We start from the raw sequence: 15,109 nt of genomic DNA, 5'->3' as shown, positions 1-15,109 counted from the left end.
AGGGGGTCGGCACCCGCTCCGCACTGATCCCACGTCGTCCGGACTCGGTGGGGGCGGGGAGCGGGTTGCCGCCTGGGTCGGTCGCGGCCCGGGAACGATCCTCGTACGCCCCCAGCAGCCAGTCAATCCTTGGGTTCGCTCGCCAAACCCAAGTGTTAGCTTGGGTGTTGTGACCTTGGACGACCTCCGTGTGTTCGTGGCCGTGTGCCGTGCGGGCAGCCTGAGTTCGGTCGCGCGCGACCTCGGCTGCACCCAGTCCGCCGTCAGCCAGCACGTCAGACGGCTGGAGCGGGAGACCGGGGTGGCGCTGCTCGAACGCCAGCCGCGCGGAGTCGTCCCGACCCAGGCCGGCCGCCTCCTGGAGACCGCGGCGGCCGAGGGCATCAACGGCCTGGACCTGGTCGTACGACAGCTGCGCGACCTGGTCGACGGCCACAGCGGCTACGTCCGCGTGGCCACCGGCGCCACCACCGTCCGGCACTTCATGTCCGACGCGGTCGTCACGTTCCGCCGCCGGCACCCCAAGGTCAACCTGGAGTTCCGCACGGTCAGTTCGGGCCGCGGCAGCTTCGACGCCCTCGCCGACGGCACGCTGGACCTGGCCTGGATCACCGTCGGCCCACCGGTCCGCGGCATCGAGCAGCGCACGGTCGTGGATCTGCCCTGGCTCCTCGCCGTCCGCGCGGACGACCCACTGGCCGACCGCCCGCACCTGGACCCCGCGGAGCTGGCCGGCACCCGGCTCATCCGGCTCCCACCGAACTCCACGTCCGCCGCCCACCTCGAAGCGGCGTGCGCCGAGCGGGGCGTACGGTTCGCGTACGAGCCGAGCGTGGCCGACTGGGACACGGCCCTGCTGCTGGCCGAGCTGGGACTGGGCCGGGCCGTCGTACCCGCCGTACCGGGCCTCCCCGTCCCCGGCGAGAGCCGCGTGCGCCTGGTCCCCCTCCCCGGCCTGCGTCCCCTCCCGGTCGGCTGGGCCGTCCGTCGCTGGGACGCGCTCAGCCCTCCGGCGAGGGCCTTCGCGGACACGGTCGTGGAGCACCGCGTCGCCCCGCCCGCTCCGCGGTGAGCGGCGGCTCGCCCCAGACCGTCTTGTCAGTGTCTGGAGGTCGCCGCCCACCCGGGCCGCCGTTCACATCCGCGACTCCGAGCGACCGGCCGCGCGGGGACACCCTCTTGCCCAGGCGCCGCCGTTCGCATCCGCGACTCGAAGCGACCGGCCGCCGCCCAGGTCACCGTCGGCCCGTCGCCTGGTCAGCCTTTCTTGCGGGCGAGAAGGAACGCCTGCGGGGCTGACTCGCCGTGCGCCTCCTCGCGCTCGCGCACGGTGCTGGAACGAAGCGTGAACCCGGCCCCGGACAGCAGTTCCGCCATCTGTTCGGGGCGGCGCCGGTGGAAGTCCAGTACCACCGGGCGTCCCCAGGGGCGGTCGAGGCGGAGCGGCACGTCACCCGTCTGGAAGGCGAGCAGGAGCAGACCCCCGGGGGCCAGCGCGCGGTGGAACTCGGCGAGGAGCGCGGGGAGCCGGTCCGCGGGCGTGTGGATGCTGGAGTACCAGGAGACGGCACCGGCCAGGGAGCCGTCGGCCACGGGAAGTTCCAGCATGGAGCCCTGTTCGAAGCGCAGGCCGGGGTTCTCGCGGCGGGCGACAGCGATCATGGACTCGGAGAGGTCCAGGCCGAAGACGGTGAGGCCCAGCGAGGCCAGGTGCGCCGTGATCGCGCCGGGGCCGCAGCCGAGGTCGGCGACCGTGCCCTCGGGGCCGACCTGCTCGGCGTACGCGGCGAGCAGCGCCCGCTCCAGCGGCCTCTCGGCGAGGGGGTCGCGGAAGTGGTCGGCGTAGTCCTCGGCGACGGTGTCGTAGAAGGTGCGGGTGGCGGTCAGGAAGTCCTCGGTCCCGGTCATGGGGAGGGACCGTAGCGGACCCCTCTGACAGTGCCCTTTAGGCTGCTTCCCTTGGCCAAAGCATCACTCAGGGGGGTACAGGGCCGATGAACCGTGCGACAGAGGTCTTCCAGCCACTTCAGGCGGAGGACCCCGAGGCGGTGGCCGGGTACCGGCTCGCCGCGCGGCTGGGCGCGGGTGGCATGGGGCGGGTGTACCTGTCGCACACGCAGGGCGGCCGGCCGGTCGCGATCAAGGTCGTACGGCCGGAGCTGGCCGACGACCCGGACTTCCGGCGGCGGTTCGGGCGGGAGATCGCGGCGGCCCGGCGGGTGCGGGGCGCGTACACCGCCGAGCTGATCGACGCGGACGCGGACGGCGTACCGCCCTGGCTGGCCACCCTGTACGTGCCCGGTCCGTCGCTGGCGGAGGCCGTGTCCCGGCGCGGGCCGCTGCCGGTGCCTGCGCTGCTGTGGCTGATGGCGGGAGTGGCCGAGGCCCTGCAGGCCATCCACGCCGAGGACATCGTCCACCGCGACCTGAAGCCGTCGAACGTGCTGCTGGCCGCCGACGGGCCGCGGGTGATCGACTTCGGTATCGCGCTGGCCGCCGACGGGACGTCGTACACGGCGACCGGCGGCACGATCGGCACGCCCTCGTTCATGGCGCCGGAACAGGCGGCCGGGGTCGAGGTCACGGCGGCGACCGACGTCTTCGCGCTCGGCCAGACGGCCGCGTTCGCGGCACTGGGCCGGCCCCTGTACGGCGAGGGCCCGGGCGTAAACGTGCTGTACCGGATCGTGCACTCCGAGCCGGAGTTGTCCCTGCTGCCCGAGCCGCTGCGTCCGCTGTTCGCCCGCTGCCTGGCCGCTGACCCGGCGGAGCGGGCCACCCCGGCGGAGATCGTGGAGTGGTGCCGGCAGCGGCTGGGTGCGCAGGCCGACGCGGGCGGGGGACCTGCCGTGTGGCGGGAGATCACCGGGCCGGAGGTCGTGGTCCCGCCGCCGGTGCCCGAGCCGACCCCGGCCTACCCGCAGGCGCCGGTGCCCGGGACCGCCCGGACGTACCCGCAGCCGCCGTACGGGTGGCCGCAGCCGACGGTGGAGGAGCGGAAGGCCCGCAGACGGCGAACGGCGCTGATCACGGTCGCCGGTGTGGTCGGCGGCGCGCTGCTGGTGGCGGCCACGGCCTGGTCGCTCATGGACACCGGGGGCCGGCTCGGCGGCCGGGACACGGCCGGCTCCGGGACGCCGGCGACAGGACCCGCCGCACGCTCCTCCTCGTCGGCGTCGGCGTCGGCGGCCGGCTCGGCGTCGGATCCCTCACGGAATTCTGCGTCGGGCTCCTCAGGCGCGGCGGATGCCCCGGGACCGGGGGCCGGTGACGGCGCGGGCTCCGCCTCGCCGCGGGACCCCCGGCCCGAGGGGCACGCCGGCCTGTGGCTCGACGCGAAGAACTCGCTGAGCCTTGAGGACGGGGGCGCCCAGCTGAAGAGCCGCAAGGGCGACATCCGCTTCGACTGCCAGGAGCCGAGCTGCGAACTGAAGAGCGACGGTGCTGTGTTCGTGCAGATGTGGGCGCGCACGGCACCACCCTCGACGAGTGCCGTCTCATTCTCAGGAGTGCCACGAAGCACAGCTGGACGCTGGCCGGGGCGGCGGCCGGCACCGAGTTCTGTGTGAAGGACACCGACGGCGACATCGGGCTGTTCGTGATCGAGACGAAGTCCACTGCGCTCCCGGACATCGCATTCCTCAGGGGCGACCTGACGGTCTGGCGCGACGCGGCCCGGTAGCGTCCGGGACGGGCAGGGGCGACGACGTCACGAGCCGCCCCTCATAGGTGCGGCCCTTCCCGTCCCAGGTGGCCGCGACGGCCGACGCCGTCGGCCGGCAGCCGGCGGCGCACACCCAGAGCCGGAACAGCAGTCCCCGGTGCCGCACCTCCCCCAGTACCCGGCCGCTCCCTCCGAGCGGCCGGGCGCACAGGGCGCAGTCGATGGCCATCTGCTGGCGGGGCAGGAGCCGGCCGACGTCGGGCAGCGGCACCGTGAGGAGGCTCTCGGTCGGCGTCATACCACCCTCGCCCGATCCTGCGGGCCACTGGCCGACGGTGTGCCGTTCCACGGCCGGCCGCTGTTCGCGCCGTCGGCGGGCGCCTCGGCGGGCCGGCCCCGGTGCCGGGGCAGCGTCCGCCGGGGCGGTCTGGTGAGGGTGATCTGCCGTACCACCTGCTGGAAGCAGGCCAGCGAGGCGAAACTCGGCAGGGCCGCGGCGGCGGTGTCGACGATATTTCTCGGTGCTTGCGCGACACACAGTGTCATGGCGATCGCGGAGAAGACGAGCAGCACGCTCCAGGAATGGAAGGCCCGGCGCTGGTGCAGCGACGCCCGGAGAATGGAGAGTGACGCCACCAGCCACGGGCCGAATACAAGAAGAGGCCACCAGGACACCGTGGTGCTGTGGGTGCGTGTCGCCGCCACGAACCGCAGCGGGTCATAAGCGATCAGGCCGCCGAAAATACTGACGGCGGAAGCGATGACGGTCACCATCGCCGCGACCGAATAGCTGGCGATATGAATAACATCCGCCTGCTGTCGTTTCCGGACCTTGCGGTGGCCCCGCGGGGGCGCCTGCACCGGGGGTAACTCCGAGGTGATTTCCACCAGGGCGTCCCGGTGGCTCTTCACGTTCGGACTCGCGAGGTCGTCCTCGGTGCGGGCGGACGGGATCTTCGCCTGCTGCTCGATGGTGTCCCGCAGCATGAAGGCCAGCTCTTCCGCGGGGTCCCAGGCCGAGTCGGGAGGCGTGAGGGGCGGGTAGAAGGCCTCGGCGGGCGCCCGGTGACGCCCCTCGCCGCCCGGGTAGCCGCCCGGGTACTCGACGGGTGGATCCGGATAATATTCCAGGTACTCGGGATGCATGACCGCTTCGCTCATTCCGCCGGTGAGCCATGGAACCACATTTCCGAACTCGCCCAGCGTTCCGAGATCTGTCTCTCCAGGGAGTTCATCGTGTCCATGAATTCCTGGAGAATCTCCTCGGTCACCTCGAGCGTGACGAGGAGGCCGCCCTTCGCCAGGGTGCCCTTGCTGGTGCCGGCGTTGTGGGGTGCGGGCAGGTAGGTGTGAGAGCCCAGCCGCGTGGATCGCCGTGCGGTCGAATAGAGCTGCTCTGACAAAGGTTCAACTCCCCGCCCCCGCGTTTGCTTCGTCATGCTGCGGATAACCTCCGCCATTCGATGATGGATGCGCGGCGAACGAGTGAAGGATTAGCCGGACAAACACCTTGTTTCTGTATCGGTAGGGCCTATGTGCAGCTGTAGATAAGAAGCATGATCCGCCTGTCGGTGCGTTCATCGTCTTCGCAGACCGGCCGGCGTACCACGCTGACGTGCCTCACTCGCGTGGGGCGCTCGCCGACGGGACCGGGTCCGTCCTGGTCGCGCGGCACGTCCGAGCGTCGTGAACGGAAAGTGAACGGCAAAAGGCAGGAGCCCCGTCGCCGGATGGCGCGGGGCTCCTTGGGTACTGCTATCAGGTTCTGCGGTCAGGCAGCGATCAGACGGGGGTGACGTTCTCCGCCTGCGGACCCTTCGGGCCCTGGGTCACGTCGAAGGAGACCTGCTGGTTCTCCTCCAGAGAACGGAAACCCTGCGCGTTGATCGCGGAGTAGTGGACGAAGACGTCGGGGCCGCCGCCCTCCTGGGCGATGAAGCCAAAGCCCTTTTCGGCGTTGAACCACTTCACGGTTCCGGTAGCCATAAGCCCTCCTTGGGCTCACAAAGGGTTGCCCTGCTCCAGAACCTGCAAGTGTGAAACGGTGCTGCACAACTGCATAACTCTGAAAACGACGAGAGCCCGCGGTCACATGCTCCGCAGGCTCTGTACTGCAAGGGAAACCAAACTGCAACTTGCGGCGAGCCTAGCACGCGGGCACCCGAAAGCAATAGAGGTCAAGATCACGTCACCCGGATGTTTGAACGTCCGGAGGGCCGTTCGAGGGCGGGGGTGGTCCCGGCACGGTACAGCACGGGGTCTAGTCTCGCGATGTGGACAATTCTCGCACCCGGCCGCGCGTCGGCCACATCCAGTTCCTGAACTGCCTGCCCCTCTACTGGGGGCTCGCGAGAACCGGCACGCTCCTCGACTTCGAGCTGACGAAGGACACCCCGGAGAAGCTCAGCGAGCAGATCGTGCGCGGCGACCTCGACATCGGGCCCGTCACCCTGGTCGAGTTCCTGCGCAACGCCGACGACCTCGTCGCCTTCCCGGACATCGCCGTCGGCTGCGACGGCCCGGTGATGTCGTGCGTGATCGTCTCCCAGGTCCCCCTCGACCGGCTCGACGGCGCCCGGGTCGCCCTCGGCTCGACCTCCCGCACCTCGGTCCGGCTCGCGCAGCTGCTGCTGGCCGAGCGCTACGGGGTCCAGCCCGACTACTACACCTGCCCGCCCGACCTCAGCCTGATGATGCAGGAGGCCGACGCAGCCGTCCTCATCGGCGACGCCGCCCTGCGCGCCAACCTCCTCGACGGCCCGCGCTACGGCCTGGAGGTGCACGACCTCGGCGCGCTGTGGAAGGAGTGGACCGGCCTGCCGTTCGTCTTCGCGGTGTGGGCGGCCCGCCGGGACTACGTGGAACGCGAGCCGTCCATCACCCGCAAGGTCCACGAGGCCTTCCTCGACTCCCGCAACCTCTCCCTCGAAGAGGTCGGCAAGGTCGCCGAACAGGCGGCCCGCTGGGAGGCCTTCGACGAGGTGACCCTGGAGCAGTACTTCACCACCCTCGACTTCAGTTTCGGCGCCCCACAGCTCGCGGCCGTCGCCGAGTTCGCCCGTCGCGTCGGGCCGACCACCGGCTTCCCGGCGGACGTGAAGGTGGAACTGCTCCAGCCGTGACGACCGTCTGCTGACGAGACCGTCCACGGCCACGCGATGCCGGCCGTCCCGAGCGGGTAGAGACCGGGGAGCACGGGGGCGGGCGTGGTGATGGGGGGAAGCGTGGGCAGTCCGGCCACGGGAGTACTGGCACTGGTCGCCGCGGTGTGGGGCGCGTTCGCGGGCACGCTGCTGCCCCGCGCCGCCTACCGCTTCGCCGTTCCCACCGGCGAGCCCTGGCGCGACCGGTGCCCAGCCGGCCGTCACCCGATCCGGGGATGGCTGGGCGGCGCGGGCTGCGCGAAGTGCCTCCCAGCCACGGCCCCGCCCAGGCCGTCCGCCGTGCTCCTCGCCGCCGCCACCGCCCCCGTCTGCGCCGCCCTGGCCGCCGCCACCGGCACCCGGCCCGAGCTGGCGGCCTGGCTGCTGCTCGCGCCCGTCGGCGTCCTGCTCGCCGCCGTCGACTTCCGGGTGCAGCGGCTGCCCGACCCGCTGACCCTCCCGCTCGCCGCCGGTGCCCTCACCCTGCTCGGCCTCGCCGCCCTGCTCCCCGAGCACGCCGGCCACTGGACGACCGCCCTCTACGCCGCCCTCGCCCTCGGCGCCGGCTACTACCTGCTGTACCTCATCAACCCGGGCGGCATGGGCTTCGGCGACGTGAAGCTGGCCGTGGGGGCGGGCGCCGTACTCGGCTGGTACGGCTGGTCCACCGTGCTGCTCGGTACCTTCGCCGGGTTCCTGCTGGGCGCGTTGTACGGCGGAGCCCTCGTCCTGACCCGGCGTGCGGACCGGAAGACGGCCGTACCGTTCGGCCCGTTCCTCCTCGCGGGCACCCTCACCGGACTGCTGATCGGTGCGTACGCGGCCTGACGTCTTCAGCCCGAAACAGCTGGCGTAGGCTGGTTCGGTCTGCCCCCTCTGCTTGACGAAAGGGACGCCCGGTGACCGAGAAGGCCGACCTCCAGTCCGTGCTCGACCGAGCCGCAGCGGGCGGACGCATCACGCCCGAGGAGGCGCTCGACCTCTACCGCGACGCGCCCCTGCACGCCCTGGGCGCCGCCGCCGACGCCGTCCGCCGCCGCAAGTACGCGGGCGTCGAGCACATTGCCACGTACATCATCGAGCGCAACATCAACTACACGAACGTGTGTGTCACGGCGTGCAAGTTCTGCGCCTTCTACGCGGCCCCCAAGGACAAGGACAAGGGCTGGACCCGCGACCTCGACGACATCCTGCGCCGCTGCGCGGAGACCGTCGAGCTGGGCGGCACCCAGATCATGTTCCAGGGCGGCCACCACCCCGACTACGGCGTCGAGTACTACGAGAAGCACTTCAAGGCCATCAAGGACGCCTTCCCGCAGCTCGTGATCCACTCGCTGGGCGCCTCCGAGGTCGAGCACATGGCCCGGATCTCCGGTGTGCCGGTCGAGGAAGCCATCACCCGCATCCACGAGGCGGGCCTGGACTCCTTCGCCGGCGCCGGCGCCGAACTCCTTCCCGAGCGCCCCCGCAAGGCCATCGCGCCGCTCAAGGAGAGCGGCGAGCGCTGGCTGGAGATCATGGAGGCCGCGCACCGGCTGGGCGTGGAGTCCACCTCCACCATGCTGATGGGCACCGGCGAGACCAACGCCGAGCGGATCGAGCACCTGCGGATGATCCGGGACGTCCAGGACCGTACGGGCGGCTTCCGCGCGTTCATCCCGTACACCTACCAGCCCGAGAACAACCACCTGAAGGGCCGCACGCAGGCCACGCTCTTCGAGTACCTGCGGATGATCGCGATCGCCCGCCTGTTCATGGACAACATCCAGCACATCCAGGGTTCCTGGCTCACCACCGGCAAGGAGGTCGGCCAGCTGTCCCTGCACTACGGCGCGGACGACCTCGGCTCGATCATGCTGGAGGAGAACGTGGTCTCCTCGGCCGGCGCCAAGCACCGCTCCAACCGCCTGGAGATCATCGACCTGATCCGCAAGGCGGGCCGCGTCCCGGCGCAGCGCTCCACGACGTACGAGCACCTCGTCGTCCACGACGACCCGGCGAACGACCCCGTCGACGACCGCGTGGTCTCCCACATCTCCTCGACGGCCATCGAGGGCGGCACCGCCCACCCCGAGCTGAAGCTGCTCGCTTCCAACTGACGCGGTCGTGGAGACGATTCACGCAGCGGACAGGGTCTTCGTCACCTGGGACGCCGAGCCGATCGCGAACGGTGCCGTGGTGGTCGGCCGGGACCGGATCGGCGCGGTCGGCACGTACGAGGAGCTGCGCGAGCGGTTCCCGCAGGCGCGGGTGCGTACCTGGCCGGGCTCCCTCGGCCCCGCCCGCATCCACGACGGGCCTCTTCCGGACGCCCCCAGCCCGCGCGAGCGCGTGCACGCCGTGCTCAAGCTGGGAGCGGTCGCGGTCCTGGAGCAGTACGCCGACACCCCCGAACTCAGGGCCGCCGCCGAGCGCAACGACGTCGTGGTGTTCCCGAGCACGGCCCGCACGCCGGCACTCGTGCAGACCGGCCGGGCCGACCTGGCCGTCTTCGACGAGGCGGGGGCGTGCATCGCGACGGTGTGCGCCGGGCGGCTGGTTCACCGGCGGAGGTAGTGGGCGGTCTCCGCGGTCCGCGAGAAGGCCTCCCCGAACGCCCCCGCATCCTGGGCGACCCCACTGCAGTTGTCCCCGTCGTACGACTCGCCGTGGTTCATGGTCATCAGGTTGACCGTGGAGACCTGCACGTCGTACTCGTTCGCGGACTCCAGCAGCGCGACCCCCTCGGAGTCCAGACCCGAGGGCATCACCGGGAGCGTGAACGTGACGCCGACGTCGGCGTGCTCGGTGACCTCGCTGGGGCGCAGTTCCAGCGAGACCAGGAAGCCGACCGGGTTCCGCGGCTCGCCCGGGGAGGCAACAGGCTGGACGCGCCCGCGCCTTCGAGGGCGGCTCACCACTGCGTCCGGCGGCTCACGGGAGTTCCGGAAAGGGGCCGCGGGAAGCCCACCCTCCTGCCGTGCGAGCGGGCTGCAAGAATGGGCGGGTGACCCGCGCTTCCCTGAACAAGCAGCCGCACGAAGTCGCCTCGATGTTCGACGACGTGGCGGAACGGTACGACCTGACGAACGACGTGCTGTCGCTCGGGCAGGACCGGCGCTGGCGCAAGGAGGTGGCCAAGGCGGTCGACGCTCGGCCCGCGCAGAAGATCCTGGACCTCGCCGCCGGCACCGCCACCTCCTCGCTGCCCTTCGCGCAGTGCGGCGCGTACGTCGTCCCGTGCGACTTCTCGCTCGGGATGCTCCAGGTCGGCAAGCGCAAGCACACCTGGCTGCCGTTCACCGCCGGCGACGCGACGAAGCTCCCCTTCAAGGACGACACCTTCGACGCGGTGACGATCTCCTTCGGGCTGCGCAACGTCCAGGACACGGACGCGGCCCTGCGGGAGATGTACCGGGTGACCCGGCCCGGCGGGCGCGTGGTCATCTGCGAGTTCTCGCACCCGACCTGGACGCCGTTCCGCACGGTCTACACCGAGTACCTGATGCGGGCCCTGCCGCCGGTCGCCCGCGCGGTGTCCTCGAACCCCGACGCGTACGTCTACCTCGCCGAGTCCATCCGTGCCTGGCCCGACCAGCCGGCCCTCGCGGAACGGCTGCGCAAGGCGGGCTGGTCCAAGGTGGCGTGGCGCAACCTCACCGGCGGCGTGGTCGCCCTGCACCGGGGCTTCAAGGAGGACTGAGCACAGGGGTGCCGGGCAGGGGAGCCGAGTACGGCGGGCTTCAGGGAGGGCCGAGGCCGGCCACCGCGTAGGGATCGCCGGGCTGGTCCAGTTCCCGCTGCAGTCCACCTCCGGGCGGCCCCGGAATGCGCGGCTCACGCACGCCACCGCCGCCCTCGCCCTCACCGAAGTCGAACCACACGTACACCATCGACTCGCGCGGCACCTCGGCACCGGGCTGCGGATACTGGCGTACGACGTAGTCGACCACCGCGAGGTGGAAGTCCGGGCGGTCGGGCGCATTGAGGAACAGACCCTGCGCCCGGGCCGTTTCGCGCGCGTCCACGGCCATCAGACCGACCAGCCGCGGGACGCGCACGTCGGGTGTTTTGGGTGTTATACGCACAGATGTCACCCCCAGCGGTACTGGCAGGGTAACTCTCGCACCGTCCACCCGGAAGGCGCCGGTGTCTATCTGTAACAGACGGCTACTGTGCGTAATTGAGCGGGAGTCGGAAGCAGAGCGCCGGCTCGTCCAGTGTGGGGTGCGCGTAGGTCTCCGCCGGCTCCATGCCGAGCCGACGGGTCACCGCGATCGACCGCTCGTTTCCCGTCCGGACCATCGCCACCACCTCCGGCACCCCGGCCGCGCGCACCCGCCTGAGGGTCTCCCGCGCCGCCGCGGTGGCGTAGCCCTTGCCCCAGTGCTCCCGGCCGAGCCGCCAGCCGATCTCCGTCTCGCCGACCGGCCCCCAGTCCGGCCGCCAGGGCTGCGCCCCGGTGAACCCGATGACCTCTCCCGACTCGTCGAGCAGGGTCCACAGACAGAAGCCCAGTTCGGCATCGTGCCGCCGCTGTCGCGCGGTCAGCTCCTCGTACACCGACAGTCCCGCCGGCCGGCCGCCGTAGAACTCCATGACCTCCGGATCGTCGAAGACCCGGTGCCAGGCGACCGCGTCCTCGTGGGTGGGAACGCGCAGCCGTACCGCGGGGAGAGGTCGGTTCACAGGGCAGCCCTTCAGCCGGGTGATCAATTCTGCTGAATAGACTGCCCATGTCCAGTGCCGGTCGGCACGCAGATTCTGAACCTTGGGGAGATCCCGCCGTGACCGAGCCCCTCTCCGACAACACCGCCGATGTGATCGTCGTCGGCGCGGGGCCAGCCGGCTCCACGACCGCGTACCACCTCGCCAAGGCCGGTCTCGACGTCCTGCTCCTGGAGAAGACCGAGTTCCCGCGCGAGAAGGTCTGCGGTGACGGCCTCACCCCGCGCGCGGTCAAGCAACTCGTCGCCATGGGCATCGACATCTCCGAGGAGGCCGGCTGGCTGCGCAACAAGGGTCTGCGCATCATCGGCGGCGGCAGCCGTCTCCAGCTCGACTGGCCGGATCTCGCCTCCTTCCCGAACTACGGCCTGGTCCGCAAGCGCGACGACTTCGACGAGCAGCTCGCCCGCAACGCCCAGAAAGCCGGCGCCCGCCTCTTCGAGCACTGCAACGTCACCGGTCCGGTCGTGGACGAACGCACCGGCCGCATCACCGGCGTCACCGCCAAACTCGGTGAGGAGAAGCGCGAGGTCACCTTCCGCGCGCCGCTCGTCGTCGCCGCCGACGGCAACTCCACCCGCCTGTCCCTCGCTATGGGCCTGCACCGCCGCGAGGACCGCCCGATGGGCGTCGCGGTGCGCACCTACTTCACCTCCCCGCGCCACGACGACGACTACCTGGAGTCCTGGCTGGAACTCTGGGACCGCCGCGGCCCCCAGGACCGTCTCCTGCCCGGCTACGGCTGGATCTTCGGCATGGGCGACGGCACCTCGAACGTCGGACTCGGCGTCCTCAACACCTCCGCCTCCTTCAAGGAGCTGGACTGGCGCGAGGTCCTCAAGGCGTGGTGCGCCTCCATGCCCGAGGACTGGGGCTACACCCCCGACAACATGACCGGCCCGATCCGCGGCGCCGCCCTCCCCATGGCCTTCAACCGCCAGCCGCACTACACGCGCGGACTCCTTCTGGTGGGCGACGCGGGCGGCCTGGTGAACCCCTTCAACGGCGAGGGCATCGCCTACGCCATGGAGTCCGGCCAGATCGCCGCCGACGTCATCGTGCAGGCCCACGCGCGCGCGACGCCCGCCCAGCGCGAGATCGCCCTGCAACGCTATCCGCGCATCCTCAAGGACACCTACGGCGGCTACTACTCCCTCGGCCGCGCGTTCGTGAAGCTCATCGGCAACCCGAAGGTCATGCAGATCGCCGCCCAGCGCGGCCTGACCCACCCGATGCTGATGAAGTTCACCCTCAAGCTCCTCGCGAACCTCACCGACCCCACGGGCGGCGACGCGATGGACCGCATCATCAACGGCCTGACCAAGGTGGCCCCGAAGGCCTGACCCCGCGGGCCGAGCGCCCCCACCCACCCGTCGGCCCGCCGCCCAGCCGCTGCGGGCCGACCGTCGTCACCCCGGTGCACAGCCGCGCCAGGGCTCGGGAGAGCCCGTGCGGATATCGCCTCAATCGCCTGAACTCATGCCCACACGCCGGAATCTAGAGCAGAACGGACTTCTCGCGTGCATCAAGGCTGAACCTGGGCAAGCCTGACGGGTACTCGGGGGCACGCGCGCGATCAACGGGACCGGAGCCCGGGAAAAGGCGCAAGGGCCGCTGCCCCCGAGCGGCTGCGGCCCTTTTGCCTGTGAGAAGTGCTCAGTGCGCTCAGAGCACGCGCACGGCGCCGGTGGGCGGGTCGTACGACAGCGAGCGCTCCACGACGCCGCTGGAGGGGTTCTGCGCACCGACGAACATGCCGTCCCCGACGTACACCGCCACGTGGTACGCGCTGCCCGCGCTGCCCCAGTACAGGATGTCGCCCGGCTGCAGGTTGCTCAGCGAGACCTGGGTGCCGGCGGTCGACTGGTCCTGGGAGACGCGCGGCAGGCTGATGCCGACCTGCTTGAAGGCCGTCTGCACCAGGCCGGAGCAGTCGTAGGCGGAGGGGCCGGTGGCGCCGGAGACGTAGGCCTTGCCGACCTGCGCCTTGACGAAGCTGATGACGGCGGCGGCCGAACCGGTGGCCGTCGAGGTGCTGGTGGAGGTGGACGTGCTGGTGCCGCCGCTCTCCGCCTTGGTGGACAGGGTGGTCCGCTCCGCGTTGCGGGAGGCGCGTGCGGCGGCTTCCTTGCGCGCGGCCTCTTCGGCCTTCTTCTTGGCCTCCGCCGCCTTGTGCTTGGCCTCGGCGAGGTCCGCCTTGGCCAGCTTCGCGGCCTTTGCGGCAGCCGCGTCACGCTCGGCCTGCAGCTGGTAGTTCGCGGCGGCCTGCTGGGTGGCGTCCGCGGACTGGGCCGCCTGAGCGGCCAGGTCGGCCGTCAGGGTGGGCAGTTCGAGGGTCTGCGTCACCGGCTCGGCAGCGTTCGCCGAACCCGACGCCCCGGCGACTGCCAGGGTGCTGAGGACGCCACCGGCAACTCCGGCCCGCATCGCGAGGGTCGACGCGTTGCGGCGGGGCTTCCGGTGGCTGCGTATGTGAGCGGTGTGGGACATGGGAATAACCGGTACCAGGGGCTCCTTCATATCTTCAAGAAACGTGTGCTGCGCCACAGTTGCTCAATCGAGCCCCAGAATCCCGGGCGTGTTGCTCTTTATTGACGCCGTAACGGACATAGTGGACGACCGTGATCAAGCCCTTGATCACGGTCTTTGATCATTACGTCCGAATTGCCCCCCACCTACCACTGGTTGGGTTCGTTGGCCAAGCCCGGTTCTCATGGACCTCTCATGGATGTGGCGGAGGTCACGGAACGATTGCCGGAACCGTCGCGTCCCCCGGGCGCGGAGTTCGTGAACGCGCGCACGCACCCCGGGGCGCGTCCACATCCCGCCCGGGGCTCCCCCTCATGTGTGAACGCGAGCCACTATCAGGCCCCGGTGCCCAGCACCAATTTGCATGCAACGGAACTCTCTTGATATTGAGACGCCCCCTCCGGCCTGCGAAGACGAACAAGATTGTCACTTCTGGTGATCAACTGAACGCTTCGCGTATGAAGATCACTCATCATCCGACTTCATGATCCTTCGTCAGGTGGTGGAGATCACAAAGCTTGTGCAATACCCCGTGTCGCAGATCACAGAGCGGCGGGCATAAGATGCGAGGCAGTTGGGCTTGTGACCTGCTTCACATGTTCTCGATCTTCGCCCGGGACGAGCGGGGCTCGCGGAACCGGTGAGGCGGGTGTGAGCCCAGTGCAACCGCCAGCAGTCAGTGCCGACTGAGAGGAGCGAGGAGCGGTGAACGCGTATGCGCCCATCCTCGTACTGGGAGCCCTCGGGGCAGGCTTTGCGATCTTCTCCGTGGTCATGGCCACGCTGATCGGTCCGAAGCGGTACAACCGCGCCAAGCTCGAGGCCTACGAGTGCGGTATCGAGCCGACCCCCACGCCGGCCGGCGGCGGGCGCTTCCCCATCAAGTACTACCTGACGGCGATGCTCTTCATCGTCTTCGACATCGAGATCGTCTTCCTCTACCCCTGGGCCGTCACCTTCGACGCCCTGGGGATCTTCGGGCTCGTGGAGATGCTGCTCTTCGTGCTCACCGTCTTCGTCGCGTACGCGTACGTATGGCGGCGCGGCGGCCTGGAATGGGACTGAG

Annotated in this window: 16 protein-coding genes and 2 pseudogenes; 9 read left to right on the top strand and 9 right to left on the bottom strand. The window is 70.5% G+C overall.

Annotation, left to right across the window (positions count from 1 at the left end):
* The first annotated feature begins 169 nt into the window (after positions 1 to 169).
* The gene (locus JK359_RS06505; RefSeq protein WP_201832496.1) at positions 170 to 1,072 is read left to right on the top strand and encodes a LysR family transcriptional regulator; all 903 of its coding nucleotides are present in this window, start codon (positions 170 to 172) and stop codon (positions 1,070 to 1,072) included.
* 185 nt (positions 1,073 to 1,257) lie between these two features.
* Here JK359_RS06505 and JK359_RS06500 read toward each other — a convergent pair whose 3' ends face one another.
* The gene (locus JK359_RS06500) at positions 1,258 to 1,908 is read right to left on the bottom strand and encodes a class I SAM-dependent methyltransferase (protein WP_201832494.1); all 651 of its coding nucleotides are present in this window, start codon (positions 1,906 to 1,908) and stop codon (positions 1,258 to 1,260) included.
* Between the two features lie 86 nt (positions 1,909 to 1,994).
* On the opposite strand from JK359_RS06500, the pseudogene JK359_RS06495 reads away from it, so the two are divergent.
* Positions 1,995 to 3,682, top strand: a pseudogene (locus JK359_RS06495) (serine/threonine-protein kinase).
* Here JK359_RS06495 and JK359_RS06490 read toward each other — a convergent pair.
* The 4 genes from JK359_RS06490 to JK359_RS06475 all read right to left on the bottom strand — a co-directional run bounded on the left by JK359_RS06490 (position 3,642) and on the right by JK359_RS06475 (position 5,650).
* The gene (locus JK359_RS06490; protein ID WP_201832492.1) at positions 3,642 to 3,962 is read right to left on the bottom strand and encodes a hypothetical protein; all 321 of its coding nucleotides are present in this window, start codon (positions 3,960 to 3,962) and stop codon (positions 3,642 to 3,644) included. The pseudogene JK359_RS06495 and the gene JK359_RS06490 sit on opposite strands and share 41 nt — an antisense overlap.
* On the bottom strand, positions 3,959 to 4,810 hold the full coding sequence (locus JK359_RS06485; RefSeq protein WP_201832484.1) for a DUF2637 domain-containing protein: 852 nt from the start codon (positions 4,808 to 4,810) through the stop codon (positions 3,959 to 3,961). Before JK359_RS06485 ends, JK359_RS06490 begins: the two co-directional genes overlap by 4 nt.
* A gap of 11 nt (positions 4,811 to 4,821) precedes the next feature.
* Complete coding sequence (locus JK359_RS06480; RefSeq protein WP_201832482.1) at positions 4,822 to 5,103, bottom strand: hypothetical protein; 282 nt, start codon at positions 5,101 to 5,103, stop codon at positions 4,822 to 4,824.
* A gap of 343 nt (positions 5,104 to 5,446) precedes the next feature.
* Positions 5,447 to 5,650 (bottom strand): cold-shock protein, encoded by a 204-nt coding sequence (locus tag JK359_RS06475; RefSeq protein ID WP_003974443.1) that lies wholly within the window; start codon positions 5,648 to 5,650, stop codon positions 5,447 to 5,449.
* A 287-nt stretch (positions 5,651 to 5,937) separates the two neighbouring features.
* On the opposite strand from JK359_RS06475, the gene JK359_RS06470 reads away from it, so the two are divergent.
* From JK359_RS06470 to JK359_RS06455, 4 genes are all read left to right on the top strand, one after another.
* Positions 5,938 to 6,786, top strand: coding sequence for a menaquinone biosynthetic enzyme MqnA/MqnD family protein (locus JK359_RS06470; RefSeq protein WP_201832480.1), 849 nt, complete (start codon positions 5,938 to 5,940; stop codon positions 6,784 to 6,786).
* A 102-nt stretch (positions 6,787 to 6,888) separates the two neighbouring features.
* Positions 6,889 to 7,635, top strand: coding sequence for a prepilin peptidase (locus JK359_RS06465; RefSeq protein WP_307787985.1), 747 nt, complete (start codon positions 6,889 to 6,891; stop codon positions 7,633 to 7,635).
* A 71-nt stretch (positions 7,636 to 7,706) separates the two neighbouring features.
* Positions 7,707 to 8,906: a cyclic dehypoxanthinyl futalosine synthase gene (mqnC, locus tag JK359_RS06460; protein ID WP_201832478.1), complete on the top strand. Its 1,200-nt coding sequence runs from the start codon at positions 7,707 to 7,709 to the stop codon at positions 8,904 to 8,906.
* A gap of 7 nt (positions 8,907 to 8,913) precedes the next feature.
* Positions 8,914 to 9,363, top strand: a complete 450-nt coding sequence (locus tag JK359_RS06455; protein WP_201832471.1) for an imidazolonepropionase-like domain-containing protein — start codon at positions 8,914 to 8,916, stop codon at positions 9,361 to 9,363.
* 71 nt (positions 9,364 to 9,434) lie between these two features.
* Here the strand turns inward: JK359_RS06455 and JK359_RS06450 are convergent.
* Positions 9,435 to 9,578: pseudogene (locus tag JK359_RS06450) on the bottom strand (hydrolase); the annotation flags it as partial.
* Between the two features lie 215 nt (positions 9,579 to 9,793).
* On the opposite strand from JK359_RS06450, the gene JK359_RS06445 reads away from it, so the two are divergent.
* Positions 9,794 to 10,489, top strand: coding sequence for a demethylmenaquinone methyltransferase (locus JK359_RS06445; protein WP_201832469.1), 696 nt, complete (start codon positions 9,794 to 9,796; stop codon positions 10,487 to 10,489).
* A gap of 40 nt (positions 10,490 to 10,529) precedes the next feature.
* Here the strand turns inward: JK359_RS06445 and JK359_RS06440 are convergent, their stop codons facing one another.
* Together JK359_RS06440 and JK359_RS06435 are read right to left on the bottom strand one after the other, a co-directional pair.
* Positions 10,530 to 10,847 (bottom strand): PASTA domain-containing protein, encoded by a 318-nt coding sequence (locus JK359_RS06440; protein WP_201832467.1) that lies wholly within the window; start codon positions 10,845 to 10,847, stop codon positions 10,530 to 10,532.
* 109 nt (positions 10,848 to 10,956) lie between these two features.
* Complete coding sequence (locus tag JK359_RS06435) at positions 10,957 to 11,475, bottom strand: GNAT family N-acetyltransferase (RefSeq protein ID WP_201832466.1); 519 nt, start codon at positions 11,473 to 11,475, stop codon at positions 10,957 to 10,959.
* A 47-nt stretch (positions 11,476 to 11,522) separates the two neighbouring features.
* On the opposite strand from JK359_RS06435, the gene JK359_RS06430 reads away from it, so the two are divergent.
* The gene (locus JK359_RS06430) at positions 11,523 to 12,857 is read left to right on the top strand and encodes a geranylgeranyl reductase family protein (RefSeq protein WP_201832464.1); all 1,335 of its coding nucleotides are present in this window, start codon (positions 11,523 to 11,525) and stop codon (positions 12,855 to 12,857) included.
* A gap of 322 nt (positions 12,858 to 13,179) precedes the next feature.
* Here the strand turns inward: JK359_RS06430 and JK359_RS06425 are convergent, their stop codons facing one another.
* Positions 13,180 to 14,004, bottom strand: coding sequence for a C40 family peptidase (locus JK359_RS06425; protein ID WP_201832463.1), 825 nt, complete (start codon positions 14,002 to 14,004; stop codon positions 13,180 to 13,182).
* Positions 14,005 to 14,748: 744 nt separating this feature from the next.
* Here JK359_RS06425 and JK359_RS06420 point away from each other — a divergent pair.
* Positions 14,749 to 15,108, top strand: coding sequence for an NADH-quinone oxidoreductase subunit A (locus JK359_RS06420; RefSeq protein ID WP_003992243.1), 360 nt, complete (start codon positions 14,749 to 14,751; stop codon positions 15,106 to 15,108).
* Position 15,109 lies beyond the last annotated feature (1 nt).

It is taken from the genome of Streptomyces actinomycinicus (assembly GCF_016741775.1).
GTDB lineage: Bacteria > Actinomycetota > Actinomycetes > Streptomycetales > Streptomycetaceae > Streptomyces > Streptomyces actinomycinicus.
Note: the sequence above shows the minus strand (reverse complement) of the source record. Positions and strands in the feature narration are given on the sequence as shown.

Coding starts and splice junctions, on each gene's coding strand:
- JK359_RS06500 (WP_201832494.1), bottom strand. CDS start 1,908: ATGACCGGGACCGAGGACTTCCTGACCGCCACCCGCACCTTCTACGAC.
- JK359_RS06490 (WP_201832492.1), bottom strand. CDS start 3,962: ATGACGCCGACCGAGAGCCTCCTCACGGTGCCGCTGCCCGACGTCGGC.
- JK359_RS06485 (WP_201832484.1), bottom strand. CDS start 4,810: ATGCATCCCGAGTACCTGGAATATTATCCGGATCCACCCGTCGAGTAC.
- JK359_RS06480 (WP_201832482.1), bottom strand. CDS start 5,103: ATGACGAAGCAAACGCGGGGGCGGGGAGTTGAACCTTTGTCAGAGCAG.
- JK359_RS06475 (WP_003974443.1), bottom strand. CDS start 5,650: ATGGCTACCGGAACCGTGAAGTGGTTCAACGCCGAAAAGGGCTTTGGC.
- JK359_RS06430 (WP_201832464.1), top strand. CDS start 11,523: ATGTCCAGTGCCGGTCGGCACGCAGATTCTGAACCTTGGGGAGATCCC.
- JK359_RS06425 (WP_201832463.1), bottom strand. CDS start 14,004: ATGTCCCACACCGCTCACATACGCAGCCACCGGAAGCCCCGCCGCAAC.